The 25,705-nt window shown below is 72.4% G+C and carries 20 protein-coding genes and 1 other RNA gene; 3 read left to right on the plus strand and 18 right to left on the minus strand.

Going from position 1 to position 25,705, the window contains the following annotated elements; all coding sequences use genetic code 11:
- Nucleotides 1-220 precede the first annotated feature (220 nt).
- The 6 genes from AC0B9F_RS05605 to AC0B9F_RS05630 all read right to left on the minus strand — a co-directional run bounded on the left by AC0B9F_RS05605 (nt 221) and on the right by AC0B9F_RS05630 (nt 9,254).
- Nucleotides 221-1,372: a uroporphyrinogen-III synthase gene (locus AC0B9F_RS05605; RefSeq protein ID WP_471998915.1), complete on the minus strand. Its 1,152-nt coding sequence runs from the start codon at nt 1,370-1,372 to the stop codon at nt 221-223.
- Between the two features lie 134 nt (nt 1,373-1,506).
- On the minus strand, nt 1,507-2,886 hold the full coding sequence (locus AC0B9F_RS05610) for a nitrate/nitrite transporter (RefSeq protein WP_471998916.1): 1,380 nt from the start codon (nt 2,884-2,886) through the stop codon (nt 1,507-1,509).
- A gap of 199 nt (nt 2,887-3,085) precedes the next feature.
- On the minus strand, nt 3,086-4,375 hold the full coding sequence (locus tag AC0B9F_RS05615; protein WP_471998917.1) for an acyltransferase family protein: 1,290 nt from the start codon (nt 4,373-4,375) through the stop codon (nt 3,086-3,088).
- Complete coding sequence (locus AC0B9F_RS05620) at nt 4,372-6,564, minus strand: glycosyltransferase (RefSeq protein WP_471998918.1); 2,193 nt, start codon at nt 6,562-6,564, stop codon at nt 4,372-4,374. Before AC0B9F_RS05620 ends, AC0B9F_RS05615 begins: the two co-directional genes overlap by 4 nt.
- Entirely contained in the window at nt 6,564-7,733 is a 1,170-nt protein-coding gene (locus AC0B9F_RS05625) for a hypothetical protein (protein WP_471998919.1), read from the minus strand. The genes AC0B9F_RS05620 and AC0B9F_RS05625 overlap by 1 nt, the downstream gene beginning before the upstream one ends.
- Nucleotides 7,734-8,300: 567 nt before the next feature.
- A complete protein-coding gene (locus AC0B9F_RS05630; RefSeq protein ID WP_471998920.1) occupies nt 8,301-9,254 on the minus strand; it encodes a LysR family transcriptional regulator in 954 nt (317 codons plus the stop codon).
- 132 nt (nt 9,255-9,386) lie between these two features.
- Between AC0B9F_RS05630 and AC0B9F_RS05635 the strand changes: the two genes are divergently transcribed.
- A complete protein-coding gene (locus AC0B9F_RS05635; RefSeq protein WP_471998921.1) occupies nt 9,387-10,724 on the plus strand; it encodes an MFS transporter in 1,338 nt (445 codons plus the stop codon).
- A 52-nt stretch (nt 10,725-10,776) separates the two neighbouring features.
- Here AC0B9F_RS05635 and AC0B9F_RS05640 read toward each other — a convergent pair whose 3' ends face one another.
- A complete protein-coding gene (locus tag AC0B9F_RS05640) occupies nt 10,777-11,760 on the minus strand; it encodes an extracellular catalytic domain type 1 short-chain-length polyhydroxyalkanoate depolymerase (RefSeq protein ID WP_471998922.1) in 984 nt (327 codons plus the stop codon).
- Between the two features lie 294 nt (nt 11,761-12,054).
- Here AC0B9F_RS05640 and AC0B9F_RS05645 point away from each other — a divergent pair, with 294 nt between their 5' ends.
- Entirely contained in the window at nt 12,055-13,044 is a 990-nt protein-coding gene (locus AC0B9F_RS05645) for an HAD family hydrolase (protein ID WP_471998923.1), read from the plus strand.
- Nucleotides 13,045-13,050: 6 nt separating this feature from the next.
- Here the strand turns inward: AC0B9F_RS05645 and AC0B9F_RS05650 are convergent, their stop codons facing one another.
- The 7 genes from AC0B9F_RS05650 to ftsE all read right to left on the minus strand — a co-directional run bounded on the left by AC0B9F_RS05650 (nt 13,051) and on the right by ftsE (nt 18,533).
- Nucleotides 13,051-14,034, minus strand: a complete 984-nt coding sequence (locus AC0B9F_RS05650) for a DUF4232 domain-containing protein (RefSeq protein ID WP_471998924.1) — start codon at nt 14,032-14,034, stop codon at nt 13,051-13,053.
- A gap of 94 nt (nt 14,035-14,128) precedes the next feature.
- Complete coding sequence (tsaA, locus tag AC0B9F_RS05655; protein ID WP_471998925.1) at nt 14,129-14,533, minus strand: tRNA (N6-threonylcarbamoyladenosine(37)-N6)-methyltransferase TrmO; 405 nt, start codon at nt 14,531-14,533, stop codon at nt 14,129-14,131.
- A gap of 94 nt (nt 14,534-14,627) precedes the next feature.
- Nucleotides 14,628-14,995: a transfer-messenger RNA gene (gene ssrA / locus AC0B9F_RS05660) on the minus strand.
- Nucleotides 14,996-15,088: 93 nt separating this feature from the next.
- Nucleotides 15,089-15,568 carry an SsrA-binding protein SmpB gene (smpB, locus tag AC0B9F_RS05665; protein ID WP_471998926.1) on the minus strand — a complete coding sequence of 160 codons (480 nt, stop codon included), beginning with the start codon at nt 15,566-15,568 and terminating at the stop codon, nt 15,089-15,091.
- A gap of 65 nt (nt 15,569-15,633) precedes the next feature.
- Nucleotides 15,634-16,806 carry a S41 family peptidase gene (locus tag AC0B9F_RS05670; protein ID WP_471998927.1) on the minus strand — a complete coding sequence of 391 codons (1,173 nt, stop codon included), beginning with the start codon at nt 16,804-16,806 and terminating at the stop codon, nt 15,634-15,636.
- 68 nt (nt 16,807-16,874) lie between these two features.
- Nucleotides 16,875-17,792 carry a permease-like cell division protein FtsX gene (gene ftsX / locus AC0B9F_RS05675; RefSeq protein ID WP_471998928.1) on the minus strand — a complete coding sequence of 306 codons (918 nt, stop codon included), beginning with the start codon at nt 17,790-17,792 and terminating at the stop codon, nt 16,875-16,877.
- A gap of 51 nt (nt 17,793-17,843) precedes the next feature.
- Nucleotides 17,844-18,533, minus strand: coding sequence for a cell division ATP-binding protein FtsE (gene ftsE / locus AC0B9F_RS05680; protein WP_471998929.1), 690 nt, complete (start codon nt 18,531-18,533; stop codon nt 17,844-17,846).
- 318 nt (nt 18,534-18,851) lie between these two features.
- Between ftsE and AC0B9F_RS05685 the strand changes: the two genes are divergently transcribed.
- Entirely contained in the window at nt 18,852-19,043 is a 192-nt protein-coding gene (locus AC0B9F_RS05685) for a hypothetical protein (protein WP_471998930.1), read from the plus strand.
- A 113-nt stretch (nt 19,044-19,156) separates the two neighbouring features.
- Here the strand turns inward: AC0B9F_RS05685 and AC0B9F_RS05690 are convergent, their stop codons facing one another.
- The 4 genes from AC0B9F_RS05690 to AC0B9F_RS05705 all read right to left on the minus strand — a co-directional run bounded on the left by AC0B9F_RS05690 (nt 19,157) and on the right by AC0B9F_RS05705 (nt 25,539).
- Nucleotides 19,157-20,065, minus strand: coding sequence for a hypothetical protein (locus tag AC0B9F_RS05690; protein ID WP_471998931.1), 909 nt, complete (start codon nt 20,063-20,065; stop codon nt 19,157-19,159).
- 282 nt (nt 20,066-20,347) lie between these two features.
- The gene (gene prfB / locus AC0B9F_RS05695; RefSeq protein ID WP_471998932.1) at nt 20,348-21,454 is read right to left on the minus strand and encodes a peptide chain release factor 2; all 1,107 of its coding nucleotides are present in this window, start codon (nt 21,452-21,454) and stop codon (nt 20,348-20,350) included.
- 1,012 nt (nt 21,455-22,466) lie between these two features.
- Entirely contained in the window at nt 22,467-23,714 is a 1,248-nt protein-coding gene (locus AC0B9F_RS05700; RefSeq protein WP_471998933.1) for a serine/threonine-protein kinase, read from the minus strand.
- Between the two features lie 118 nt (nt 23,715-23,832).
- Complete coding sequence (locus AC0B9F_RS05705; protein WP_471998934.1) at nt 23,833-25,539, minus strand: serine/threonine-protein kinase; 1,707 nt, start codon at nt 25,537-25,539, stop codon at nt 23,833-23,835.
- Nucleotides 25,540-25,705: the final 166 nt, after the last annotated feature.

The raw sequence follows: 25,705 nt of genomic DNA on the forward strand, positions 1-25,705 counted from the left end.
CTGTGACCAGCGGGACTCACGACCCGGCGGGGGGCCGGCGGACGTATCCGCGCGGCACCTCGGCCCCGCGCTGACCCCGACAGGACGCACCACACAGCGCAACGCCCGCAGGCACGCGGCCCGGCGCAACGCCCACAGACGCGCGACCGGGCGCAAGGTCCACAGACGCGCGGCCCGCCACCAAGCCCGCAGACGTACCCCCGCGGCAGCCCCCGGAGGGCTACGCGTCCGCGTACTTCGCGTCCGCTGCCGGGTCCAGGGCCAGCCGGTAGCCGCGTTTGACCACCGTCTGGATCAGTTTCGGGGCGCCCAGGGCCGTGCGCAGGCGGGCCATCGCCGTCTCCACGGCGTGCTCGTCGCGCCCGGCGCCCGGCAGGGCCCGCAGCAGATCGGCGCGGGCCACCACCCAGCCCGGCCGCCGGGACAGCACCCGCAGCAGGGACATGCCGGCCGGCGGCACCGGCCGCAGCTCGCCGTCGACCAGCACGGCGTGCCCGCGGATCTCCACCCGGTGCCCGGCGACGGGCAACGAGCGGGCCCGGCTCGGCAGTTCCTGGCACAGCAACTGCACGAGCGGCCCGAGCCGGAAGCGTTCCGGCTGCACGGTCTGCACCCCGTGCGCCTGCAAGGGCACCGCGGTGACCGGGCCGACGCAGGCGGGCAGGACGTCGTGGTGGAACGCGGCGAGCAGTTCGGGCAGCAGCCCCCGCTCCTGCGCGCGGTTCAGCAGGGAGACCGCGGCGGGCGCGCTGGTGAAGGTGACGGCGTCCACCCCGCGCGCGACGGCGGCGTCCAGCAGCCGGTCCAGCGGCGCGAGGTCGTCCGGCGGCATCCACCGGTACACCGGTACGCCCACCACCTCGGCCCCGCCCTCCCGCAGCGCCTCCACGAACCCCGGCAGCGGCTCCCCGTGCAGCTGTACGGCGATACGGCGGCCGTCGACGCCCTCGGCGAGCAGCCGGTCGAGCACCTCGGCCATGGACTCGCTCGACGGCGACCAGTCCTCGGTGAGCCCGGCGGCACGCACCGCGCCCTTCACCTTGGGCCCGCGGGCGAGCAGTTCCACCGCCCGCAGCCGCTCCAGCAGCTGCTCGCCGAGCCCCCATCCGTCGGCGGCCTCGACCCAGCCGCGGAACCCGATCGCGGTGGTGGCGACGACCACGTCCGGCGCCTGGCCGATGAGCTGCTCGGTCGCCCCCAGCAGCTCGCCGTCGTCGGAGAGCGGCACGATCCGCAGGGCGGGCGCGTGCAGGACCGCTCCACCGCGCCGCTGGAGCAGCGCGCCCAGCTCGTCGGCGCGGCGCGCGGCCGTCACCCCCACGGTGAACCCGGCCAGGGGCCCGTGTTCCGGTCGCTGAAGCTGTTCGTCCATGGCTACTCGTCCCGCGCTTCGGTAGTCGTCCCTTGCAGTCGGCGTCGTCCCCACGCCTGACGTACCTGCATGCCGACCGAGCCTGTCAACAGTGCGTGACAGGCTCGGTTCGGTGTGATGTCACCGGTGTTACGTCACACCTCGGCGTACGTGAGCTGCGGCTTCGCCTCGGCTGCCGCCCCGGCCCCGCCGCGCGCGGCCGTACGGCGAAGGTATACGGCCCAGGTCACGGCGAAGCAGACGGCGTAGTAGGCGAGGAAGGCGACGAACGCGCCCGTGCCGGAGCCGTAGGAGAGGAAGGACTGCCGGAAGGCGAGGTTGATGGCGACCCCGCCGAGGGCGCCGACCGCGCCGATGAGTCCCATGGACGCCCCGGACAGCCGCCGCCCGTAGGAGGCCGCCGCCTCGCCGGTGAGGCCCTTGGCCTGCGCCTTGGCCTGGAAGATGCCGGGGATCATCTTGAAGGTGGAGCCGTTGCCGAGCCCGGTGAGCACGAAGAGGACCACGAACGCGGCGGTGAACAGCGTCAGCGACTTCTGCACCGAGGCGAAGATCAGCACGGCGGTGGCGGCGCCCATGGCGACGTACGTGGCGAGGGTGATGCGCGCGCCACCGTAGCGGTCGGCGAGGCGGCCGCCGAGCGGGCGGATCAGGGAGCCGAGCAGCGGGCCGAGGAAGGTGACGTAGGCGGCCTCCAGCGGGGTGCGCCCGAACTGGTTGGTGAGCACCTGCCCGAAGGCGAAGGAGTAGCCGATGAACGAGCCGAAGGTGCCGATGTAGAGCAGCGACATGATCCAGGTGTGGGCGTCCCGGGCGGCGTCCTTGGCGGCGCCGGTGTCGTTGCGGACGTTCTCCAGGTTGTCCATCTTCCACGCGGCGAGGCCGGCGGCGAGCACGATCAGCGGGATGTAGATCCCGAGCAGCACGCGCGGTCCGCCGCCCGCCCCGATGATGGCGAGGGCGGCGAGCTGGATGACGGGCACGCCGATGTTGCCGCCGCCCGCGTTGAGCCCGAGCGCCCAGCCTTTCTTCCGCAGCGGGAAGAAGGCGTTGATGTTGGTCATGGAGGAGGCGAAGTTGCCGCCGCCGACCCCGGCGAGGAGGCCGACGAGGAGGAAGGTCGTGAAGGAGGTCCCCGGCTCCATGACGACGAACGCGGCGATGGTCGGCACGAGCAGCAGGCTCGCGGAGATCACGGTCCAGTTCCGCCCGCCGAAGACGGCGACGGCGAAGGTGTACGGCACCCGCACGACCGCGCCGACCAGCGTGACCACCGACGTCAGCAGGAACTTGTCGGCGGGGCTCAGCCCGTACCGCGGTCCCATGAAGAGCACCAGCACGGACCACAGGGTCCACACCGAGAACCCGATGTGCTCGGAGAGGACGGAGAAGGCGAGATTGCGCCGGGCGATCTTCTCCCCCGTCCGCTGCCAGAAGGTCTCGTCCTCCGGATCCCACTGCCGGATCCAGCGGCCGCCCCTGGCAGGGGCGGGAGCGGAGCTCGGTGCTGTCATGACGCCTCCACGGTGCGACGGGCTCGGTCCACGGCTGACCTGCGGGTGGCCGGGCTCCGACGCTAGGGAGGACGCGTTTCCGCGCTGTGGCTGTGGGTGACCGGGAGGGAACGTTGCTCTCACTCGACCCGGCGGCCACCGGTGAGGCGGAGGCGAAGGCGAGGGCCGGTGGCACGGGTGCGGCCGGCCCTCGGTGCGGTCAGGCCGTCCGGCGGCCGCGGGAGCCTTCGCGCTTCACGCCGTTCGGCCACAGGCGCGGGCTGCGCTTGGCCGCGAGGTCCTCGATCCAGCCGAAGGCGACGATCGCGAGACCGATCAGCGGCCACACCAGGACGAACATCCAGATCATGTACGTCGCGTCCAGCGCCGCGGTGCCACGGCCGTCCATGAAGGGCAGGTTGTACGCCAGGTCGATGATCGGGACCGTCGAGATGATCAGCAGGTTGTGCCAGAGATAGATCGTCACGGCACGGTTGTTGGACAGCGTCACCAGCTTGTCCCAGCGGGCCAGCCGGCCCGGGAGCTGCTGCCAGGACGGGGAGTACTGGAGCAGGATCACGACGAAGCCGAAGGACCAGGTCGCCTGGGCCAGCGGGATGTCGTTGAGGTCCCAGCCGTCGGGTCCCTGGTGGCCGGACGCCCACCACAGCCCGAACGCCATCACCAGGGCCGAGCACGAGACCGCCGCGTAACGGGGGATCTGCTTGAGCAGCCCGTCGTGGTGGGCGAAGCCGAGCACCCAGCAGCTTCCGTACACCGCGAAGTCGCCGATCGCGTTGCCGGTCTCACCGGGGATCTTCACCAGGCCGGTGCCGACGACGGCCGTCAGGGCCAGCGGGGCGAACAGCGTCAGCCAGGGCTGCCGGCGGAACGCCCACAGCAGCAGCGGCGAGGCGACCACGAACCACAGGTAGGCACGCAGATACCAGAGCACGCCCGCGGCCTGGACCGCCCAGGTGTCCTCCAGCAGGCCGGACTTGGAGCCGACGTGCCAGGGGAAGGGCGGCGCGCCCACGGGCACGATGTAGTTGAGCAGCTCGACGACACCGAGGGTGCCCCCGTGGTCGGGGTCCTTCAGCGGGTTCCAGCCGCCCGCGAACATCATCGCGAGTGCGATCGCGCTGAACGCCCACAGCGGCGGCAGCAGCCGGCGCACCCGGCCCCGGATCACGCTCAGTGCCGGCCGCTTCAGCGAGCGCGCCATCAGCGAACCGGCGAGCGCGAACATCACGCCCATCGACGGGAACAGCACCGTCAGCCACGCCCAGCCGAACAGGTGGTACACCACCACACGGACCAGAGCGAGGGAGCGCAGCAGATCCAGGTAGCGGTCCCGGCCGGGGCCGGCCGGCTTGGCCTGCGGCGCCGGCCCGGCGGCCCCGGGGACCTCGGCGGCGGGCGGTGCAGCGGGCTCCAGGCCGTTCGTGCGCTGCTGAGGGAAGCCGTACGACGGTATCGACGACTCCGGGCTCGTGTGTCCCTGGGTCATCCCACGGGCCTCCGATCACTGCTGCGGGGTGTGCGCTGCTGTGGCACCGGGCCGCCGGGCGCCTCGACGACCCCGGTGCGGCGCAGCTTCTGCCAGCGCAGGCGACCACCGGTCAGGGCGGTGATCCAGGACTGGAGCAGCACGACGTACATGAGTTGGCGGTAGAGGATCTGCTGCAACGGCAGCGAGATGAGGTGGGTCATGCGTTCCCGGTCGAGGCGGAAGGCGTAGGCGGCGCAGAACGCCTGCAGTGCCAGTACGCTCAGCCAGGCGACGATCGTCTTCTGCGTCGGGCCGAAGACCACGCCGTAGAGCAGGAACACATCGATCAGCGGCGCGAGGAGCGGGGCGACCACCATGAACAGGGAGACCAGCGGCAGACCCACGCGGCCGAAACGGCCGGAGGGGCCGCGCTCGATCAGCGCCCTGCGGTGCTTCCAGATGGCCTGCATGGTGCCGTAGGACCAGCGGTAGCGCTGGGACCACAGCTGCTGGACGGTCTCCGGGGCCTCGGTCCAGGCGCGGGCGTTCTCCGCGTACACCACCCGCCAGCCGTCGCGGTGCAGGGCCATGGTGATGTCGGTGTCCTCGGCGAGGGTGTCCTCGCTCATCCCGCCGACCCGTTCCAGGGCGCTGCGCCGGAACGCACCGACCGCGCCGGGGATGGTGGGCATGCAGCGCAGGATGTCGTACATCCGGCGGTCGAGGTTGAAGCCCATCACGTACTCGATGTGCTGCCAGGCGCCGATCAGCGAGTCGCGGTTGCCGACCTTGGCGTTGCCCGCCACCGCGCCGACCTCCGGGTCACCGAAGGGCTGCACCAGCTCGCGGACGGTGGCCGGTTCGAAGACGGTGTCGCCGTCCATCATCACGATGATGTCGTGGCGGGCGTTGGCCAGGCCGCGGTTGAGCGCGGCCGGCTTGCCGGCGTTGAGCTGGCGGATGACCCGTACGTCGGGCAGGCCCATGGCCTCCACGATGCGGGCGGTGCCGTCGGAGGAGCCGTCGTCGATGACGAGGACCTCGATGGGGTGGTCGCTGGCGGCGAGGGAACGCACCGTGTTCTCGATGCACTTGGCCTCGTTGTACGCCGGGACGAGCACCGTCACCGCTTCGGTGACGGGCGGTCCCCAGCGGAAGCCGCGCCGGCGCACCCGGCGGGCATGGAGGCCGGACAGCAGCAGCATCAGCACGAACCGGCCGATGACCAGGGCGCCGATGGCGGCGAGGCCGACGACGAGGACACCGGTGATGTTCTCGGCAGCGCCGACCAGGAAGATCCAGGCCTTGCCCTTCCACAGGTCCATGCCGGTGACCTTGGTGTGCGCGCTGGGGGCGTCGAGGGCCTCGGTGAGGTTGTCGAAGGTGTAGCCCTTTTCCTGGAGCTTGGGCAGGTACGTGTCCAGGGCCTGCACGGTCTGGTGCCGGTCGCCGCCGGAGTCGTGCATCAGGACGATCGCGCCCTTGCCGCCGTGCGGGGTGGCGCGGCGGATGATCTCGCGGACGCCGGGCTTCTTCCAGTCCTCGCTGTCCTTGTTGTTGACCACGGTGATGTAACCGCGGGAGCCGATGTACTGGGTGACCGGCCAGGACTTGTTGTCCATCGCGTCGGCGAAGGAGGAGTAGGGCGGCCGGAACAGCGAGGTGCGGATGCCGGCGGCGCCGGTGATGGCGAGCTGGTTCTGCGACAGCTCCCAGTCGATGCGCCTCTTGGACTGGAAGGAGAGGTCGGGGTGGTTGAAGGTGTGCAGGCCCACCTCGTGGCCCTCGTCCACCATCCGCTTGACCAGCTCCGGGTAGCGCGAGGTCATGGTGCCGGTGACGAAGAACACCGCGTGCGCGTGGTGCTTCTTGAGGACGTCGAGCACCTTCGGCGTCCAGACCGGGTCCGGGCCGTCGTCGAAGGTGAGGACGAGCCGGTGGTCGGGGATGCTCAGGCTGGTGACCTGGCCGCCGCGCGTGTCGATGACCGGGCCGCCGTCCAGGATCTTCTCCGGGACCTTGTTCGTGGCCGCCTCGGGCTGGATGCGGTGGTCCGCGAGGATCTCGCTGTGCACGTATCCGCGCAGCATGAGCATCGCGATGAGCGCGACGAGGACGAGGACCGGCAGCAGCAGCCGCATGGGCAGGCGGCGCCGCCGGAGGCCGCCACCGGCTGCTGCGCGGTGACGGCGGGTGCGGGATGCCATCAGAGGATGTTCTCCGGGGAGGTGACGGGCGTGGCGGGGACGTCCGCGCCGGACTCGCCCGCGGGGCGCCCGGCGACGGGCGAGGGATCGCTCGGTCCGGCGGCCACCGGGCCGCCGCCCACGGTGCCGGGGCCGGTGCCGGTGCCGGCGATGCCGCCGGTGCCACCGCCGGTCGTCTCGGTCGACGTGGGATCGGGCGAGCTGCCGGTGCCGCCCGCGGGGTGGGAGGGGTCGGCCGAGGGCTGCGCGGGCTGCTGTGTGGTGCCGGGGCCGGGGGAGCTCTTGGGCCCGCCGGAGCGCGCGGTGGACTTGGTGGCCGTCGGCTCGGGGACTGTCGAGGCGCCCGGCTTACGGGAGCCGGCCGGGGCGCTCGCGCCGGGGGCGGTGGCGCCGGTGCCGGGCGCGGAGCCGGCGCCGGTGGCGGGGGCGCTCGCGCCCGGGGAGGAGCCGGCGGTGCCGGAGGGGCGCGCCGAGTCGGTCGGCACCGGGGGTGCGTCGACCTGCCCGGCGGGCTTCTCCGCCTTCGGCTCCGGCACGGGCAGCCAGGGCGCGCTGGAGCTGCCCGACAGCAGCGTCGCGATGATGACGACGGCGTAGACCGAGCAGGCCACCGCGATCGCCATGCCGAGGCGCCGGAAGGTACGGCTGCGGCGGCCGGACTCGTCGACGAACACGGGGCCGTCGGAGCCGTCGTGTGCCGTGCCGGGGCCGCCCTTGACCGGGCGCAGCCGGATGTCGCCGAGGTGCACGGCGTCCATCTGGACGGTGACCTCGTGCGGGTCGTGCTCCGCGTCGGCCGTGGTGGCGACGGCGGCCGGTTCGCTCCAGGGGTCCCGCAGGACGCCGGTGCCGCCGGCGGGCGCCGGGCCGTGGGCGGAGAGGGCGGACGTCAGGCCGGGGTGGCCGAAGGAGGGCAGGGCGGCCGTGGGGTCGGCGTCGGCGAACGCGGGGAAGGCCGCGGTCGGTTCGGCGTCGGCGAACGCGGGAAAGCGCGCGGTCGGTTCGGCGTCGGCGAACGCGGGAAAGCGCGCGGTCGGTTCGGCGTCGGCGAACGCGGGTAGGTGCGCGGTGGTATCGGCGTGGCCGTATCCGGGCAGCGGTGCGGTCAGGGCGTCGCCACCGCGCGGGGGTATGGCGGACGTCCGGTCGGTGGGGCCGTAGTGCGGCATGGCGGGCGTCCGGTCGGTCGGGTAGCAGGGCGGAAGGGCGGCTGTCCGGTCGGCGTCGCCGAGGTGGGGCAGTGCCCGGGTGGGGTCCGTGGCGCCAAGTGGGGGCCGGGGGACGGATGGGTGGCCGGGCAGGCCGGTGGTCCTCGCGTCGCCGAAGAAGCCGGCGGAGCCGGTGGCGCTGGATCGCCCGGAGGATATCGCGTCGCCGTGCGCAGCGGACCCCCCGTCGTCCGGCAACCCCGAGGGCCGGGCGCCGAACAGTCCGGTTTCCGCGAAGGTCTGGCCTTCTCTCCCCGCAGAGGGGGCGTTCCAGGCCCCGGACGCCGACTGGGGCGGTTCCGGTTGGGCGTCTTCCCGCCACTGTTTCACGCGCGCACTTCCCCCCACGGGACAGTTCTGGAAGCGCCGACGACACCGAGCACCCGTCGGCCGGACCGAGCCCCCACCCGGCCCGAGCGCCCCCAATACCACACCGTGCTCGGGCCATGAATGTAGCGCACGCGGGAGGCCGGTGGTCGCCATGTGTCGGTTGTGGAGTCGCTTTGTGACATGACGGATGGCCAAAAATCACCCCACGTCCACTGCCGGTATCCATGCACCGCCCGGCCGCCGCAACCACCCCTCCTCCGCCGTGAGCTGGGCTGCCGCGCGTCGCAGGGCGTCGAACGCGGGATGGGCGAGCCCGCGTCGCCATACCAGCGACACCGGTGACAGCGGCACCGGGTCCACGAGCGGCCGCACCACGGTGCCGGGCAGGGTGGGGAAGCCGACGACGGCGAGGACGGGATGGCCGGTCTTCGCCATCAGCCGCTGGAACTCCTCCTCCCCGACGGCCAGCGGCGCCGGGGGCGCGATCTCGATGCCCCGTCCCTCGAACAGGCGCCGGGCCAGATCGGTCCATTCCGGGGTACGCGGGTTCCCGGCGCCGGCGTACACCGTCTCCCCCGCCATCGCCGCGAGCGGGACGACCTCGCGCGCGGCCAGCGGGTGCGCCTCGGGGAGGATGACGGCCATCGGCTCGTGGCGCACCGGCTGGTGGTCCAGGGCGGCCCGCAGCGCCGGGCCCAGGCCGGCGAAGCGGCCGAACGACGCGTCCAGGCGCCCGGCGATCATCTCGGCGGCGGCGCCGGTCAGACCGCTCTCGTAGCGGGCCATCAGTTCGCAGTCGGGGGCGAGTGCGCGGGCCCGCTCCAGGACGCGGCGGCCGGTGGGCAGGCCCGGCGAGTTGAGGTCGACCAGCAGCGGGCGGGCCTGCCCGAACGCGGCGAGCAGGTCGTCCTGCGCCTGGAGCACCCGGCGGGCCAGCGGCAGCAGCCGTTCGCCGTCGGGCGTCAGCACGACCTGCCGGGTGGTGCGCACGAACAGCTCCGTGCCCAGCTCGCGCTCCAGCCGCCGCACGTCCCGGCTGAGCGCCTGCTGGGCGATGTAGAGACGGCCGGCGGCGCGGGTGAAGTGCAGTTCCTCGGCGACGGCGACGAAGGCGCGCAGCAGACGGGGGTCCACGGAGGACGGGGACGGCATCCGGCGAACCTACAACGCGGGTGCGGGGATCCGGGCCGGCCTCCGCCCCGGGCCGCATTGACAACACAGGTGCGTGAATCGGTGCCGACCAGGTGTTGGACCCGTTGATCCGCACCGGGCCAGCCTGGATCCATGCCGCAGACCTCCCCGCACACCTGCCCGCAGAACTCCTCGCAGACCTCCCCGCACACCTCACGGCGGACCACCCCGCCGCCCGCCCTCCTGCCCACCCTGACCGCCGACACGGTCGTCCTCGTCGACTTCACGCCCCGCACCCGGGACCGCCCTCCCGGCCCCTATCGCCGCCTCTTCGCCCGTCCGGGCGCGCTCGCGTTCACACTCGGGAACCTTCTGGCCCGCCTGCCCATGGGCATGTTCAGCGTGAGCGCGGTCGTGATGATCGCCGGGACCCGCGGGTCGTACGCCCTGGCCGGCGCGGTCACCGCCACCGGCCTCGCGGCGACCGCGGTGCTCGCGCCGCGCATCGCGCGCCTGGTCGACCGGCACGGGCAGGCCCGGGTCGCCGTGCCCGCCACGCTGTGCGCGGCGCTGGGCAGTCTGGCGCTGCTGCTGTGCGTGCGCACCGGCGCGCCCGACTGGACCCTCTTCGCCGCGTACGCCGCGACCGCGACCACGCCCAACACCGGGGGCATGTCCCGCGCCCGCTGGGCCCACCTGCTGAAGGAGGAGCCGGAGGCGCTGCACACGGCGAACTCCTTCGAACAGTCGGTGGACGAGCTGTGCTTCATGCTGGGCCCGGTCCTGGCGGCGTTCCTGTCCGGGACGCTCTTCCCGGAGGCGGGCACGCTGGTCGGCGTGGCCCTGCTGGTCGGCGGCGTCCTGGTGTTCGCGGCGCAGCGCTCGACGGAGCCGCCGCCGCACCCCCGTACGGCTCTCGCCTCGCCGCTGCGCACGCCCGGGCTGCCGCCGCTGCTGGCCGTATGCCTGGCGCTGGGCGCGGTGTTCGGGGCGACGGAGGTCGTCACGATCGCGTTCGCGGACGCACACGGGCACCGGGCGGCGGCCGGGGTGGTGCTCGCACTGCAGGCGGCCGGTTCCTGCGTGGCGGGCCTGGTCTTCGGCGCCGTACGACCGTCCGGGCCTGCGCAGTGGCGCCACCCGTGGTGTCTGGCGGCGATGGCGGCCCTGCTGACGCTGCCCCTGCTGGCGGCGTCCCTGACGGGGTCGCTGTGGGCGCTCGCGCCCGCGCTGCTGATCGCCGGGACGGCCACCGCGCCGACGATGATCACCACGATGACCCTGGTGCAGGAGCGCACCCCCGTGGGCAGCCTGAACGAGGGCATGACCCTCGCCGTGACGGGCCTCCTCGGCGGCATCGCCTGCGGCAGCGCCACGGGCGGCTGGACCGTGGAACACCTCTCCCCGACGGCCGGCTACGGCGTACCGGTGACGGCGGCGGCCCTGGCCCTGTTCCTCGCCCTGGCCCACCAGGCGCGCAAGCCGGCCTGAGCGACCCGGTCCGGCCGGGTTCCGCCGCCCCCACGGTCCGCGGCGACGGCGCTCACCCGGCCGTCAGCCCCCAGGTGAGCGCGAGGCGGTATCCGGCGCACAGGTGGACGTCGAGCAGATAGGCTCCGGCGCTGCCGCAGCCGGTGCCCGGGTCGACGGGCTGTCCGTGCCCCATGCCGGTGATGCTGTAGGTCTCGGCGACGGCCCGCCCCGTGCCGTCCCGGTACACCTGGTGCGGGTACCCGGCGACGGAGTCGGAGACGTCGGGAGTCTGGTCGGCGCCCTGCACATCGGTCCACTGCTTCACCAGGTCCGTCATGTTGACGGGCTTGACGGTGTAGTCGGCGGTGCCCTGGAAGACGGTGAGCGTGGGCCAGGGGCCGGCGTATCCCGGCCGGGCGGCCCGCACCCGGTCCCCCCACTGGCGCGGGGTCTGCGTGGCGCCGACGTACATGCAGACGTACGGCGAACCGGCGGCCTGCGCGCACCCGTACGGCAGCCCGGCGACGACACCGCCGCCGGCGAACTTCTCGGGGTACGCCGCCATCATCACGGCGGTCATGCCACCGCCGGCGGACAGTCCCGTGACGTACACCCGGGCCGGATCGCCCCCGACGTCGGCGAGCTGCCGGTCGACCATCTGCGCGACGGACGCGGCCTCGCCCTGACCGCGCTCGATGTCGCCGCTCTGGAACCAGTCGAAGCAGCCGGAGGGGTTGTTGGCGCTCTGCTGCTGCGGCAGCACGACGGAGAAGCGGTACCGCTCGGCCAGTTGCAGCCAGCCGCTGCCGGTGCCGTATCCGGCGGCGTCCTGGGTGCATCCGTGCAGCGCGACGACGACGGGCCGCCCGGCGGGGAGCCCGTCGGGGTCGTAGCGGAACATGCGCAGGCCGCCGGGGTTGGAGCCGAAGCCGGTGACTTCCTGAAGGCCCGCCGCGGCGGCGGCCCGGCCGGGGGTGAGGGACGTGAGGCTCAGGGCGACCAGGAAGGTCGCCAGGAGGGCGGCGATACGGTGTGCGGCTCTGGTCGGATTCATGGGCAGGGACGGTAAGTGCCCGGCCCCCGGCCCGACATGGGGCGGGGCACCACAATCGGGCGGCTGCGGTGTGGCGGTGTCGTACGTCTTGACAGGGGACGTCCGGCGGCGGTTCGCTTCGTTGCTCATAGGGCGAGACATTGCGCGATACGAAACCCGAAGAGAGGGGCCGGCATGGCCGTCACCCGGCGTCGTCTGCTCAGTGCCGCATCGGTCGTCGGAGCGGTGACGGCCGTCCCGGTTCCGGCGCGGGCATCGGAGGGGCCCGCACCCGGTCACGGGGGCGGAGGCAGGGTGCGGCTGACGAACTGGCCCGGAGCGCAGGCGCGTCGGCTGGAGCGGCTCATCGCCGGGCATGCCGGGCGCGGCGCGTACGCCGTGTTCGACGCGGACAACACCATCTGGCGCCACGACCTCGAAGAGGCCCTGCTCCCCTACCTGGAGCTGAAGGGCGCGCTGAGCCCCGAGTCGGTCGACCCGTCGCTGCGGCTCATCCCGTTCCGGGACGGCGAGAGCCTGTACTCGTACTACGTCCGGCTCTGCGAGATCGACGACAAGGTCGGCTATCCGTGGATCGCGCAGGTCTTCGCGGGCTTCAGCCTGCGGCAGCTGAAGACCCACGTCGACGAACTCTTCGCCCGCACCGAGCCCCTCCCGGTGACGTACTACGACGGCGACACCCTCGTGCACGACACCGTCAGCCCGCCGCGGATCTACCCCGGCCAGCGCGAACTGCTGAACGCGCTGCGGGAGCACGGCATCACGCCGTACGTCATGACCGCCGCGCACGAGGAGCTGGTGCGCATGGTCGTCTCCGACCCCCGCTACGGCCTCGGCGTCGAGCCGCAGAACGTGATCGGCGTGACGACGCTGCTGCGCGACCCGGCCACCGGTGAACTGACCACCGCCCGCAAGCAGATCGAGAAGGGCCACTTCCTCGACGCGGAGTACCCGGCGGACAAGCACGCCGGCATGGTCGTGACGCCCTACCTGTGGACGCCGGCCACGTGGTACGTGGGCAAGCTCGCCGGCATCAAGGAGTACATCGACCCCTGCCGGCGTCCCGTCCTCGTCGCCGGTGACTCCCCGTCGGACTGGTTCATGCTCTTCGACAGCGATGTCCGGGCCGGGGGCCTGCGCCTGTGGGTCAACCGCAAGCAGAAGTACACCGACGCGCTGGAAACCGAGAAGGCCGAGCGGACGGACCAGCAGAAGGCGGCCGGCGTACCGGCTGACGCCGACCGCGGCTGGCTGCTCGTCACACCGGCCGAGATCGGCGGCTGACCGCCGTCAACCGGGAGCAGGCGCCCTTCCTCCGGCCTGCGCGCCCCTCTCCCGCTTCCACGGCCCCACGCCCAGTTTGCCCGTCGTGCCCAGATCGAGTTCCGGGGTCACCGTCACCGGGGCGGCGTCCGGCTTCGCGCGCACGCGGACGTAGGGGGCGTTCACGGCGTCGCCGAACTCCGTCGTGTTGCGCCACGTCATGACCGACACCGCCCGCTCGCCCGGTTCCAGGGCGAGAGGCGCGGGGGTCCCGTCCGCGCCGGTGCCGGAGGCGATCCGGTCGCCGCCGTGCAGGACGCGGACCGAGCCGACCGGCTTGTGGTCCTCGCCGAGGAGCTGGAGCCCGGGGTAGCCGTCGAGATGGTAGATGCCCGTGCCGCAGTTCTCCACGTGCAGTCCCACGACCCGCAGGCCCATCGCGGCGTCGCCCCGGTCGGCGTACACCCGGACCCCGGACGACGGGCACGGGCCACCCTCGGAGGGCGCCTCGGCGGACGGGACGCTGCGCACCTGGAGGATCCGCGCGCCCGTCACCTCGCTCGCCCGGAGCCGCGGCGCGGCCGTCCGCCGGACCGTCGCCCCCGGCGCGACCCGCTCCACCGTCTGCGTCACGTTGTCGAGAGCGCCACCGGAGCCCGAGAGAAAGCTGAACGTGACCGTGTACGTCATCTCGGTGCCGGTGCGGTTGGCGACCTCGTACGCGACGGTGGCGCCGGTGGGACCGCTGCCGCGACCGGTGGGGCCAGTGGGACCGGTGGCGCCGTTGGGGCCGCACGCGCCGCCCCGGCCGGAGGGCGGGTACGCGATGATCCGCACCCCGTCCTTCTCCTGCCCTGCGGCGCCCGCCGAGGAAGGGGAGGCCGAGGGCGAGGGCGAGGGCGAGGCGCAGGCGCGGTCGTTCGCCGGCCCGCCCGCCGTCCCCGTGCCGCAGGCCGAGAGCAGCAGGGCGGCGGCGAGGCCGGCCGGGGCGGCGAGGTGAGTGGTCCGCATCCGGTCACCCCATCAGGGCCCCGGCCCGCGGGCTGTGGCGGAAGCCACTGCTCCGGTCACAGGGCTGTCACAGAGCGGCGTCGAGCGGCGTCCGTCAGCGGTCCGGGGTGAGGACGGGCTTGACGTCCAGGACTGGCGTTCCGTCGATGGCCTCCAGGTTGCGCACATGGATGCGCGTGCCGGCCACGGCGAGGACGCGGACGGTGTGCAGGCCGATCGGATTGGGGCGGTCGGGCGCGCGGGTGGCGAAGACACCGGTGAGCGGCCGGGCGGCGTCGCCCCGCGGATGCACGGTCAGCGTGTCGCGGTCGGCGCGGTCGAGCCAGGTCAGCAGCACGACGTCGGCGCCCGCGGTCAGACCGTCGAGCGCGTCGGCGTACCGCTCGTCGAAGACCAGCCAGGCATCGGGTGCGCCCTCGTCGGGCTGGCGGGGCGCCTCGGCCCGGTCTGTGAGCACGGACTCGACGCGCCCGATCGGACGCAGCGTGTATGCGGTCACGATGCTCGACCCCTTCCGTACCGGTACAAGACGAAGGCCCCGCCGCTTCGAGCGGCGGGGCCTTCGCCCACATGGGGTGGCCCCCGGAGGGACCTCGTGGAGATGGCGGGAATCGAACCCGCGTCCAACGGTGCGGAATCAGGGCTTCTCCGTGTGCAGTCCGCTTCGCTTTTCTCGGCCCCGGAGATCACGCGGACAAGTCTCCGACGGGCTCAGTCACTGTTGGATTTCCCTCTTCACCCCGTGACCGGGATCAAGGTTTAGTTCCCTAGCTGATGCCAGGATCCGGGTCGGGAACAGCCCCGGGCTGACACTTCGCAAGTCGCTACTTAGGCAGCGAGGGCGAAGGAATCGCGCTTGGTGTTGGCGATTATTTTTTCGGCCTGTGGTTTACGAGATCATGGCCGCTTCCTCGACACGCTTCCCCTGCTTCGACAGCCGCTGTCGAAACCGATCATCCCCATGTTGATTTTTCAATGAGCACACCGGGCTTCACGTCCGGTGCTACCTGCCATCGTACGTGACCAACGCCGGTGGATGCCAGCGTATTCCCCGCTACGCCCGCTCCTTGCGCCGTACCGCCGAGATCGCGCGCTCCGTCTCGCGGCGGTCCTGCTTCTCCCGCAGCGTCTGGCGCTTGTCGTACTCCTTCTTGCCCTTCGCCAGCGCGATCTCGATCTTGGCGCGGCCGTCCTTGAAGTACAGGGCGAGGGGCACGATCGTGTGACCCGTCTCCTGGGACTTCGACTCCAGCTTCTCGATCTCCTCGCGGTGCAGCAGCAGCTTGCGCTTGCGGCGGGCGGTGTGGTTGGTCCAGGTGCCCTGGCTGTACTCCGGGACGTGCACGTTGTGCAGCCACGCCTCGTGCGCGTCGAGCTGCACGAAGCCGTCGACCAGCGACGCCCGTCCCTGGCGCAGTGACTTCACCTCGGTCCCGGTGAGGACCAGACCGGCCTCGTAGGTGTCGATGATGAGGTAGTCGTGCCGCGCCTTCTTGTTCTGCGCGATCAGCTTGCGCCCTTTTTCCTTAGCCATAGTGCCCACCATTTTCGCACCACACGGGGGGTGCGCGGGAAGTGGATTAACCCGGCCCGCCGGATCTACGTCGTGTCGCCGAGACCGCTGAGCACCGTCTGCGCCCGCTGCAGCGCCCGGTCGCCGGCCTCCAGGTCCGGCGCGATGCCGGCGCCGTCGACGGCGCGCCCCGAAGGGGTGCGGTAGTGCCCGACGGTCAGCTCGGCGACCGAGCCGTCGGGCAGCCGGCTCGGCATCTGCACCGAACCCTTGCCGAAGGTCCGCGACCCCACGACGACCGCACGCCCGCGGTCCTTCAGCGCGCCGGTGAGCAGCTCGGCCGCGCTCATCGTCCCGCCGTCGACGACCGCGACCAGCGGCCTGGCGGTGTCGCCGCCCGGCGCGGCGCGCAGGATCCGCTGGGCGCCGTCCACGTCGTACGTCGCGACCAGGCCGCCGTCGAGGAAGACGGACGCGGTGTCCACGGCCTCGGTGACCAGGCCGCCCGAGTTGCCGCGCAGGTCGAGCACGATCCCCGCGTCTCCCGGCGCGCGCCGTACCGCATCGCGGACCGTGTCGCCGACGCCCTTGGTGAACGACGCGATCCGGATGACGGTGACGCCGCCGGGGAGCGTGCGGACCGACACCGAGTTCGTGGACAGCCGGGCGCGGCGCAGCGTGAGCGTCCACGCGCGCGTGCCGCGCTCCAGGCCGAGCGTCACCGTCGTACCGGCTCCGGCGTCGGTGGCGTCGCCGCGCAGCAAGGAGACGACGTCGGTGACGGGGCGGCCGTCGACCCGGTGCCCGTCGACGCTGCGCAGCCGGTCGCCCGCGCGGATGCCGGCCTCGGCGGCGGGCGATCCGCCGCTGACCTTCGTCACCTCGATACGGCCGCCCCGCTCGCGGCGCGCCCACAGGCCGACGCCGGTGTAGCGGCCGTCGAGGGCCTCCTTGAACTCCTCGTACTCGCCCCGGGAGTAGACGGCGCCCCAGCGGTCGCCGCTGCGGCTGACGGCCCGTTCGGCGGCCTCCGTCGGGGACTTGCCGTCCGCCATCGCCTCGGCGGCGGCCCGGGCGACCTCCCGGTGGTGCTCGCTGGGGACGGCCGCCGTGCGGACCGCGTCCTCCGCGCCCCCGTGGCCGGTGCCGGGCAGCGAACCGGTCGCCGCGCCCGCCACCAGCACGCTCGCGAACACCACGGTCAGGGTGGCCCCGCGGCCGATGCGGCGGGGCTGACAGAACAGGTCACGACCTGACATGGCGGTGAGTCTAGGACAACGACGAAGGGCCGCAGGGGCTCTTGCCCCCGCGGCCCTCTTGGCGTGCGTCACACCTTCAGGTACTTGCGCAACGCGAAGAACGCGGCCAACGCGGGCATCAGGAAGCTCGCGGCGAGGATGAGCGGCAGCTTGGTCAACACCGCGTCCCAGCCGACGAAGTTGATGAGCGGCAGCTTCTGCGACAGCGCCACACCGTGGTCGATGACGAAGTACTGCCCGAGGATCAGGAACGTACAGGCGACCGTGCCGCCGATCACCCCGGCGACGGCCGCCTCCATGATGAACGGCGCCTGGATGTACAGGCCGGACGCGCCGACCAGCCGCATGATGCCGGTCTCCCTGCGGCGGCTGAACGCCGAGACGCGCACGGTGTTGACGATCAGCAGCAGCGCCACCGACAGCATCACCAGCATCACCCCGCGCGCGCCGAGGTTCAGATAGCCGAGCAGGGTGAACAGGTTGTCCAGGATGCCCTTCTGGTCCTGCACCGACTGCACGCCGTCACGCCCGTTGAAGGCGGTCGCGATGACCTGGTACTTCTCCGGGTCCTTCAGCTTGATCCGGTACGACTCCTGCATCTGGTCCGGCGTCAGGGAGCTGGCCAGCGGGGAGCTGCCGAACTGCTCCTTGTAGTGCTTGTACGCCTCGTCCTGCGACTCGTAGACGACCTTGTCGACGACCGGCATCTTCTTCAGGTCGTCGAGGATCTGCTTCTTCTGGTCCGCGGTCACCGCGCCCTTGGCGCAGTTGGGGTCGGACTCGGCGTCGCTCTTGTTGCAGAGGAAGATCGAGACGTTGACCTTGTCGTACCAGAAGCCCTTCATCTGGCTCACCTGATCGCTCATCAGGAGCGAGGCGCCGAACAGGGCGAGCGAGAGGGCGACGGAGACGATCACCGCGAGGGTCATCGTCAGGTTGCGGCGGAGACCCACACCGATCTCCGACAGGACGAACTGGGCGCGCATGGCGGCTGGTTATGCCTTTCCGTGGCTTGGATGCGGTCTCGTACGCGTCGGTCAGTGCTGGTAGCCGTAGACGCCGCGGGCCTGGTCGCGGACGAGTCGGCCCTTCTCCAGCTCGATGACGCGCTTGCGCATCTGGTCCACGATGTTCTGGTCGTGCGTCGCCATCACCACGGTCGTGCCGGTCCGGTTGATCCGGTCGAGCAGCTTCATGATGCCGACGGAGGTCTGCGGGTCGAGGTTGCCGGTGGGCTCGTCGGCGATCAGCAGCTTGGGCCGGTTGACGAACGCGCGCGCGATGGCGACGCGCTGCTGCTCACCGCCGGACAACTCGCCCGGCATGCGGTCCTCCTTGCCCCCGAGGCCGACCAGCTCCAGCACCTGCGGCACGGACTTGCGGATCTCGCCACGGGACTTACCGATCACCTCCTGCGCGAAGGCGACGTTCTCGGCGACCGTCTTGTTCGGCAGCAGACGGAAGTCCTGGAAGACGGTCCCCAGCTGGCGGCGCATCTGCGGCACCTTCCAGTTGGACAGGCGCGCGAGGTCCTTGCCCAGGACGTGCACCTGGCCGTGGCTGCACCGCTCCTCACGGAGGACCAGCCGCAGGAAGGTGGACTTTCCGGAGCCGGAGGATCCCACGAGGAACACGAACTCGCCCTTCTCGACCTCCAGGGAGACATCCCTGAGGGCGGGGCGGGTCTGCTTGGGGTAGACCTTGGAGACGTTGTCGAATCGGATCACGGGTGCACCACGGGTCGCCGGGGGTAGATGAGCGTGACCATACGCGAAGCGGGTGTGGGAGCGCAGTCACCGGTAACGGTTGAGCGAGGCTTGTACGTTTTTGTACGGAACTTTCAAACGCCGGGGCGCCACCGGCCTCAGGGACGCGGGGAGCCGCGCGAGGAACCACGATCGGCCCGCAGACCCGGGACCGCAGAAAACCACCCCTTTGAAGGGCCCCGCGCAGCCTCCCGAGGAACCTGGCACAGTGGTAGGGGGAACGTTCGCGTTTCCGTATGCGTTGTAGGGGACAGAAACCGGTTCAAGGAGGGCGAGCGCATGACGTACGACCGGCTGGTGTGCGCGAACTGCGCCGCGCCCGTGAGCGAGGGCCGGTGCCCCGTGTGCCGTGCGAACCGCGAGCGGCTGCAGCAGGAGAACTTCTTCGCCGGACTCAACCCCGTGGCCCTGATCGCCCTGCTGGCCGCGCTGATCGCGGTGGTGGCGCTGCTGGCCCACCAGACCGCGTAGCGGGCGGTCACCGAAGACGGCACGACGACTGAGGGCCCGGAGCGGGATGCTCCGGGCCCTTCGTCGTACGGGTACGGCCGACGCCGTTACCGCTGGTGCCGCTGCCGCTACCGTCAGGCGGCAGCAGCGCCGCGGCCCGCGGCGAGGCGCGGCAGGATGCGGAAGCCGATGCCACCGGCGATCATCGTGGCGGCGCCGATGACCAGGAACGCGGTCTGACCGGCACCGGTCTCGGCGAGCTGGCCGTCCTTGCCCTGCGCGGCGGCGGCGGAACCGCCGGTGGAGGAGCCGCCCTCACCCGTGTCGGCCAGCGCCGAGGACCCCTCCTCCTGGGTGGAGCTGCCACCGTTGGGGTCGGTGTGGTCACCACCGGTGGTGGAACCGCCGGTGGTCGAGCCGCCGGTGGTGGAGCCGCCGGTGGAACCTCCTGTGGTGGAGCCGCCGCCGTTGCCGCCGTTGCCGCCGCCACCGTTGCCGGTGCCGCCGTTGTCGTTGCCGGCGGAGGTACCGCTGGAGGTACCGGCGGAGGTGCCGGTGGACGTACCGGCGGAGGTACCGCTGGACGTACCGGTGGAGGTGCCGCTGGAGGTACCGGCAGAGGTGCCGGTGGACGTACCGGCAGAGGTGCCAGTGGACGTGCCCTCGGTGGTCCCCTGAGTCGTACCCTCAGTGGTCCCCTGGGTCGTGCCCTCGGTGGTGCCCTGGGTCGTACCTTCGGTGGTCCCCTGGGTCGTGCCCTCGGTGGTGCCCTGAGTCGTGCCTTCGGTCGTGCCCTGGGTCGTCCCCTCGGTCGTACCAAGCGAGGTGCCCTCGGTCAGGCCCAGCGTGGCGCCCTCGGTCGTACCTTCGGTCGTGCCCTCGGTCGTACCTTCAGTGCTGCCTTCGGTGGTCCCGTTGCCGAGGTTCACGCCAACGCTGAAGTCGAGTGCCGAGGCGGCGCCCGCGGCGGTGAGTGAGGCGCCCGCAGCGATCACGGCGCCGGCGGCTATGCGGGCGACCCGGATCCGCGTCTTCTTGGTCATGTAGTTGCTACCCCCAGTAGCTGAAATCGTCTGTGTGGCGCGCACGGGACGGTGATCAACGGAGGTAGCAAATTCGCACACGCCCCCCGGTTCACATGCGTCCCATAAATACGCATGCCGCGCTCAACCCTTCCCATTTTTCAAAGCAACGTCAAGGCCGTTGCGGGCCCGATGTCCGGGTAAGGGGATCTTTGCCACGAGTTGGCGAGTGTGAGCGTGCTGTAAAAGCTGGACAAACGACAACCGCCCCTACACGAGGGGCGGTTGGCTTTGTCGATAAACTTACTTCTCCTGCTGCTTGCGCCAGCGAATTCCGGCCTCGAGGAAGCCGTCGATCTCGCCGTTGAAGACGGCCTCGGGGTTGCCGACCTCGTGCTCGGTCCGCAGGTCCTTGACCATCTGGTACGGGTGCAGGACGTACGAACGCATCTGGTTGCCCCAGGAGTTGCCGCCGTCGCCCTTGAGGGCGTCCATCTTGGCCTGCTCCTCCTGGCGGCGCCGCTCGAGCAGCTTGGCCTGGAGGACGTTCATCGCCGTGGCCTTGTTCTGGATCTGCGAGCGCTCGTTCTGGCAGGAGACGACGATGCCGGTGGGCAGGTGGGTGATGCGCACCGCGGAGTCGGTGGTGTTGACGCCCTGACCGCCGGGGCCGGAGGACCGGTACACGTCGATGCGCAGCTCGGACTCGTCGATGTCGACGTGGTCGGACTGCTCGACGACGGGGAGGACCTCGACGCCCGCGAAGGAGGTCTGGCGGCGGCCCTGGTTGTCGAAGGGCGAGATGCGCACGAGGCGGTGGGTGCCCTGCTCGACGGAGAGGGTGCCGTAGGCGTACGGGACGTGCACCGCGAAGGTGGTCGACTTGATGCCGGCCTCTTCGGCGTACGACGTCTCGATGAGCTCGGTCTTGTAGCCCTTCTGCTCCGCCCACCGCAGGTACATCCGCTGCAGCTTCTCCGCGAAGTCGGCGGCGTCGACGCCACCGGCCTCGGCGCGGATGTTGACGAGCGCCTCACGGGAGTCGTACTCGCCGCTCAGGAGGGTCCGGACCTCCATCTCGTCCAGCGCCTTCCTGACGGAGACGAGCTCGGTCTCGGCCTCGGCGCGGGTGTCCGGGTCGTCCTCCTCCTCGGCCATCTGGAAGAGCACGGCGAGATCGTCGATCCGCGAGCGCAGGGCCTCGGCCTTCCGCACCTCGGCCTGGAGGTGGGAGAGCTTGCTGGTGATCTTCTGCGCCTCGTCCGGGTTGTCCCACAGGGACGGCGCGGCCGCCTGCTCCTCGAGCACGGCGACATCTGCCCTCATCTTGTCGAGGTCCAGCACGGCCTCGATCGACTCCATGGTCGAGGAGAGGGACTTCAGCTCTTCGGATACATCGACGACTGCCACGCCTCCAGCGTAACGGCTCCGCCCTCCGACCAACGCCGGGCGACTGCCGTCGGCTGTACGGGACGGTGTGGGGCGACTGCCGCCGACTGTACGGAGCCGTGCTCTGAGCCAAGCTCTTCCCCGGTCCTGCGCCGGGGCTGTGCCCTGCCCGTCGGCTGCGCCCACCTCGGCGAGGAGGCCGCGCCCCCCTGCACTCCCGGCAGCGCCGAGCCCCCAGCGGGAGAGGACGCCCCGCGCGGGAGGGATCGAGGTCCGGGCGACGCCCCGTGACGGACCTCTCGTGCAGGCGTGCCGGGCGCGCGGGCCCTCGGGGTCCGGGGCAGGGCCCACGGGGGGCGGGGCCGGATCGCCGCACGGGGGCCGGGCGGAGCCCGTGACGGCAGGCGTCGTCCAAGCAAGCCGGGCGGACAGGCCCCCGAGGCCCGGGGCAGGGTTCCATGAGGGTCGGGGCCGGATGGGCGCACCAGGTTCGGGGCAGCGCCCCCTGACTGCACCTCTCGTGCAAGCCAGCCGGGTGGGTGGGCGGGCCCCCGGTTCCCATGCGGGTCGGGGCCGGATCGCCACACCGGGGCCCGGGCGACGCCCCCCTGACGGCACCCGTCGTGCAGGCGTGCCGGGCGGGCCCTCGAGGTCCGGGGCAGGGCCCCATGGGGGTCGGGGCAGGATCGCCGCACCCGGGCCCGGGGGGCAGAGCCCGGGACGGCACCCATCGTCCAAGCGAGCCGGGCGGACAGGCCCCCGAGGCCCGGGGCAGGCCCCCATGAGGGTCGCGGCCGGATCAGCACACCGGGGTCCGGGGCGGAGCCCCGTGGCGGTGCCTCTTGTGCAAGCGAGTCGGGTGGGTGGGTGGGTGGGAAAACACCCCGGGGTCCAGGGGCGGAGCCCCTGGCGGGGGCCGGGGCGGAGCCCCGGCACGGTCATGGCAGCGCCGGGTGCAGGGACGACTCACCTCACGGAGTGGCCGGCGCGGCGACCCGGGACGGTCACGGCAGCGCCCCGGGGACGACCCACCTCACGGAGTGACCGGCGCCGAGTTCTTCGTGTCCGGGGAGGGGGATCCCTCGTCGTCGGACACGGCCGCCCACGCCCCGACCCCCACCGCGGCAGCGACCAGCAGCCCCGCCACTCCCAACGTCACCCGGCGCCGCCGTACGGCCGTCGCGCGGTTGCGGGCGGAGCCGGGGCGGGGGGCGCCCGCGGCGCGGGGCGCGCGGGCCGTGCCGAGGGCGCCGCCGGCCAGCTCGTCAGGGGCCGGCACCCTCATGGACGTGTGCGTGTCCCGGTTGGAGTCCGGCGCCGCGCCCCGGACCAGGGGGACGGCTCCCCGGCGGGTCCGGACGGAGGCGCCCTCCGGCTCCGCCGTACCGTCGCCGTCCTCGGCCTCCTCGTCGTCCCCCGCGTCGGCGTCCGGCTCGTCGACGTCCAGCGGCGGCAGGCCGGCCAGTATCGGAAGCTGCTCCCGCAGCCGTACCGCCAGCTCCGAGGCGCGCAGGCGGGACGCCGGGGCCTTGGCCAGGCACTGGACGAGCAGCTGCCACAGCTCCTCCGGGATGCCGGGCAGCGGCACCACCGTCTCGGTGACATGACGCCGCAGCACCGCGCCGGGGTGCCCGCCGCCGAACGGCGTGAAGCCCGCCAGCAGCTCGTACAGCACCGTCGCGAGCGCGTAGATGTCCACCGCCGCCCGCGGGGGCAGGCCCTCCACGATCTCGGGGGCGAGATAGTCCGGCGTACCGATGATCTTCGTGGCGCGGGTCCGCTTCGGGGTGTCGATCAGCTTCGCGATCCCGAAGTCCGTGAGCAGGGCCCGGTGCGAGCCGCCGGGCCCGAGCGGGCCCTGCATGTCGAGCAGGACGTTCTCCGGCTTGACGTCCCGGTGCACCACCCCGGCCGCGTGCGCGGCGGCGAGCCCCTCGGCCACGTCCGCCACGATCGACACGGCCGCCGCGGGCGCGAGGCGCCGCTCCCGCTCCAGCCGCGTGCGCAGGTCCGTGCCCCGCACGAGGTCCATGACCAGCGCGAGGTCGTTGCCGTCGACGACCAGGTCCCGCACCGACACCACGTTCGGGTGCTCCAGGCCGAGCAGCGCGGTGCGCTCCTGTACGAAGCGGCCCACGAGTTCCTCGTCGGACGCGAGGTCCTCACGCAGCAGCTTGATGGCGACGGGCCCGTCGGGGCCCTCGCCCAGCCACACCGTGCCGGCGCTGCCCCGGCCGAGGATCTGGTGGGCGGTGTACCGGCTGCCGATCTTCCGTGCCAAGACTGCTCCTACAGACGCGTGTTGTCGCTAAAACTACGCGTCCGAGGAGCCGGCGTTCACCGCGGAGACGGAAATCACCCGTCCGTTGTCGACAAATCCCCAGACTCGGGCTGATGGATCAGTTGCCGCCGCCACCGGACGAACCGCCCAGATCGCCGATCCAGCCCGTCACGGTGTCGTACCAGTGCTGCAGCTCGCCCCAGTAGCTCCGGCCGGTCCCGATCCAGTCCTGCAGCGGGGTGAACTCCCAGATCATCCACCCGGCGACGAAGAGGATGACGATCACGAACAGGCACCCCTTGAGGCAGCCGAGCCCGGGGATCTTCATCGGGTTGGCGCTGCGCTGCCGCGCCGGCCGCGGCTCCCGCACGGGCCGCTGCGGCTGCTGGGGCGGTGTCGGCGGGGCGTACTGCTGCGGCTGCCGCCCCTGCGGGTAGCCGTAACCCTGCTGGTAGCGCGGCTGCTGCCCCTGCGGGGCGCGCTGCGGGCGCGGCGCCTGCCGCTGAGGCTGCTGGGGCCGGGCGACCTGCCGCTGGGGGCGGCGGCGCAGCGGGTCGTCGTTCGGGTCGAGGTACTGGATCTGCGTCTGCTCGTTGCGGTCGCGGGCGGCGCGCAGCTGGCTCTGCCAGGGGTGCGGCTGGTCCGGCCCCTGCCCCTGCCCCTGCTGGCCGTACTGCCCCTGTCCCTGCTGCCCGGGCTGGTGCGGCGGGACCGGCGGCAGGACGGCCGTCGGGTCGGCCGCTCCGCCGTACGGACCGGTGTTCGGCAGGACGGCGGTGGGGTCGGCGGCGCCGGCCGGGCCGCCTGTGTGGGGCAGGACGCTGGTCGCGCCGTTCGGGTCGTACGCTCCGGCGCCGTGCGGCAGCACCTGCGTCGGGTCGGCGGCTCCGGGCGCGTCCGGTACGGCGGCGGGCGCGGGGTCGGGGGCGAGCAGCGCGGCGACGCCCTCCGCGGCGGCGATCTGCGCGGAGCTCGCGTGCACGCCGACGCCCTCGGCGACGACCCGCAGCCCGCGGGCGAGGTTGACGGCGCTGGGCCGTTCGTCGGGGTTCTTGCGCAGGCAGCGCTCGATGACCGTCCACAGCGGGTCGGGGACGGTGGAGGGGCGGCGGGGCTCGGCGCTCAGGTGCTGGTGGAGAACCTCCAGGGCGCTGCCGCCGGAGAACGGCGGGCGGCCGGTGACCAGCTCGTACAGCAGGATGCCGGCGCCGTAGATGTCGACCGCGGAGGTCTGCGGGCGGCCCTCGGCGGACTCGGGAGCGACGTACGCGGGCGTGCCGACGAACTCGTGCGTGCGGGTGAGGCCGGGTGAGTCGGCCAGCCGGGCGATGCCGAAGTCGGTCAGCATCGGGTGCATCCGGTCGCCGTCCTGCTTGAGCAGGACGTTCGCCGGCTTCAGGTCGCGGTGGACGACACCGTCGGCGTGGCTTTCGGCGAGCGCGTCGGCGATCTGGGCGGTGAGCAGGGCGGCGGCGACGGGCGTGAGGGGGCCGTTCTCACGCAGGTAGCGGTGCAGGTCGGGGCCCTCGACGAGGTCCATGACGAGCGCCAGCAGATCGCCCTCAACGACCAGGTCGCGCACCCGGACGATGTTCGGGTGGGTCAGCCGGAGCAGGACGGACCGCTCCCGCAGGAACCGCATGACGACGTCGGCGTCGTTCGCCAGCTCCTCCTTGAGGACCTTGATCGCGACGGTCTCGCCGGGCTGGCCGGCCACCGCCGCCTCGGCGCCCGCGGTCTCCCTCTGGCGGGCTCGCCAGACGGTGCCCGTGGCGCCGCGTCCGAGCGGCTCCTCGAGCAGGTACTTGCTGCCGACTGGCCGCACGTCACGCGCTCCCTGCTGCTTGCCCTGCCTACGTTCCGACCCACTGTAGTGCCGTGCTGCCGGGCACCGGCGGAGTCGGAGATCTGTACGTCTTGCGTACGAAAGACGCACGAGGTGGTCTCACGGGTTGCCGGAAGCGGACGTGACCGATCTCAAGCGATCGCCG

Source organism: Streptomyces sp. NPDC097129, assembly GCF_055668065.1.

Excerpts from the sequence above, each read along its gene's own strand:
- AC0B9F_RS05620 (WP_471998918.1), bottom strand. The coding sequence starts at position 6,564 with ATGGCATCCCGCACCCGCCGTCACCGCGCAGCAGCCGGTGGCGGCCTC.
- AC0B9F_RS05685 (WP_471998930.1), top strand. The coding sequence starts at position 18,852 with ATGACGTACGACCGGCTGGTGTGCGCGAACTGCGCCGCGCCCGTGAGC.
- AC0B9F_RS05650 (WP_471998924.1), bottom strand. The coding sequence starts at position 14,034 with ATGCGGACCACTCACCTCGCCGCCCCGGCCGGCCTCGCCGCCGCCCTG.
- AC0B9F_RS05615 (WP_471998917.1), bottom strand. The coding sequence starts at position 4,375 with ATGACCCAGGGACACACGAGCCCGGAGTCGTCGATACCGTCGTACGGC.
- AC0B9F_RS05635 (WP_471998921.1), top strand. The coding sequence starts at position 9,387 with ATGCCGCAGACCTCCCCGCACACCTGCCCGCAGAACTCCTCGCAGACC.
- AC0B9F_RS05640 (WP_471998922.1), bottom strand. The coding sequence starts at position 11,760 with ATGAATCCGACCAGAGCCGCACACCGTATCGCCGCCCTCCTGGCGACC.
- AC0B9F_RS05690 (WP_471998931.1), bottom strand. The coding sequence starts at position 20,065 with ATGACCAAGAAGACGCGGATCCGGGTCGCCCGCATAGCCGCCGGCGCC.
- AC0B9F_RS05605 (WP_471998915.1), bottom strand. The coding sequence starts at position 1,372 with ATGGACGAACAGCTTCAGCGACCGGAACACGGGCCCCTGGCCGGGTTC.
- AC0B9F_RS05630 (WP_471998920.1), bottom strand. The coding sequence starts at position 9,254 with ATGCCGTCCCCGTCCTCCGTGGACCCCCGTCTGCTGCGCGCCTTCGTC.
- AC0B9F_RS05625 (WP_471998919.1), bottom strand. The coding sequence starts at position 7,733 with ATGCCGCACTACGGCCCCACCGACCGGACGTCCGCCATACCCCCGCGC.
- AC0B9F_RS05610 (WP_471998916.1), bottom strand. The coding sequence starts at position 2,886 with ATGACAGCACCGAGCTCCGCTCCCGCCCCTGCCAGGGGCGGCCGCTGG.
- ftsX (WP_471998928.1), bottom strand. The coding sequence starts at position 17,792 with ATGCGCGCCCAGTTCGTCCTGTCGGAGATCGGTGTGGGTCTCCGCCGC.
- smpB (WP_471998926.1), bottom strand. The coding sequence starts at position 15,568 with ATGGCTAAGGAAAAAGGGCGCAAGCTGATCGCGCAGAACAAGAAGGCG.
- AC0B9F_RS05670 (WP_471998927.1), bottom strand. The coding sequence starts at position 16,806 with ATGTCAGGTCGTGACCTGTTCTGTCAGCCCCGCCGCATCGGCCGCGGG.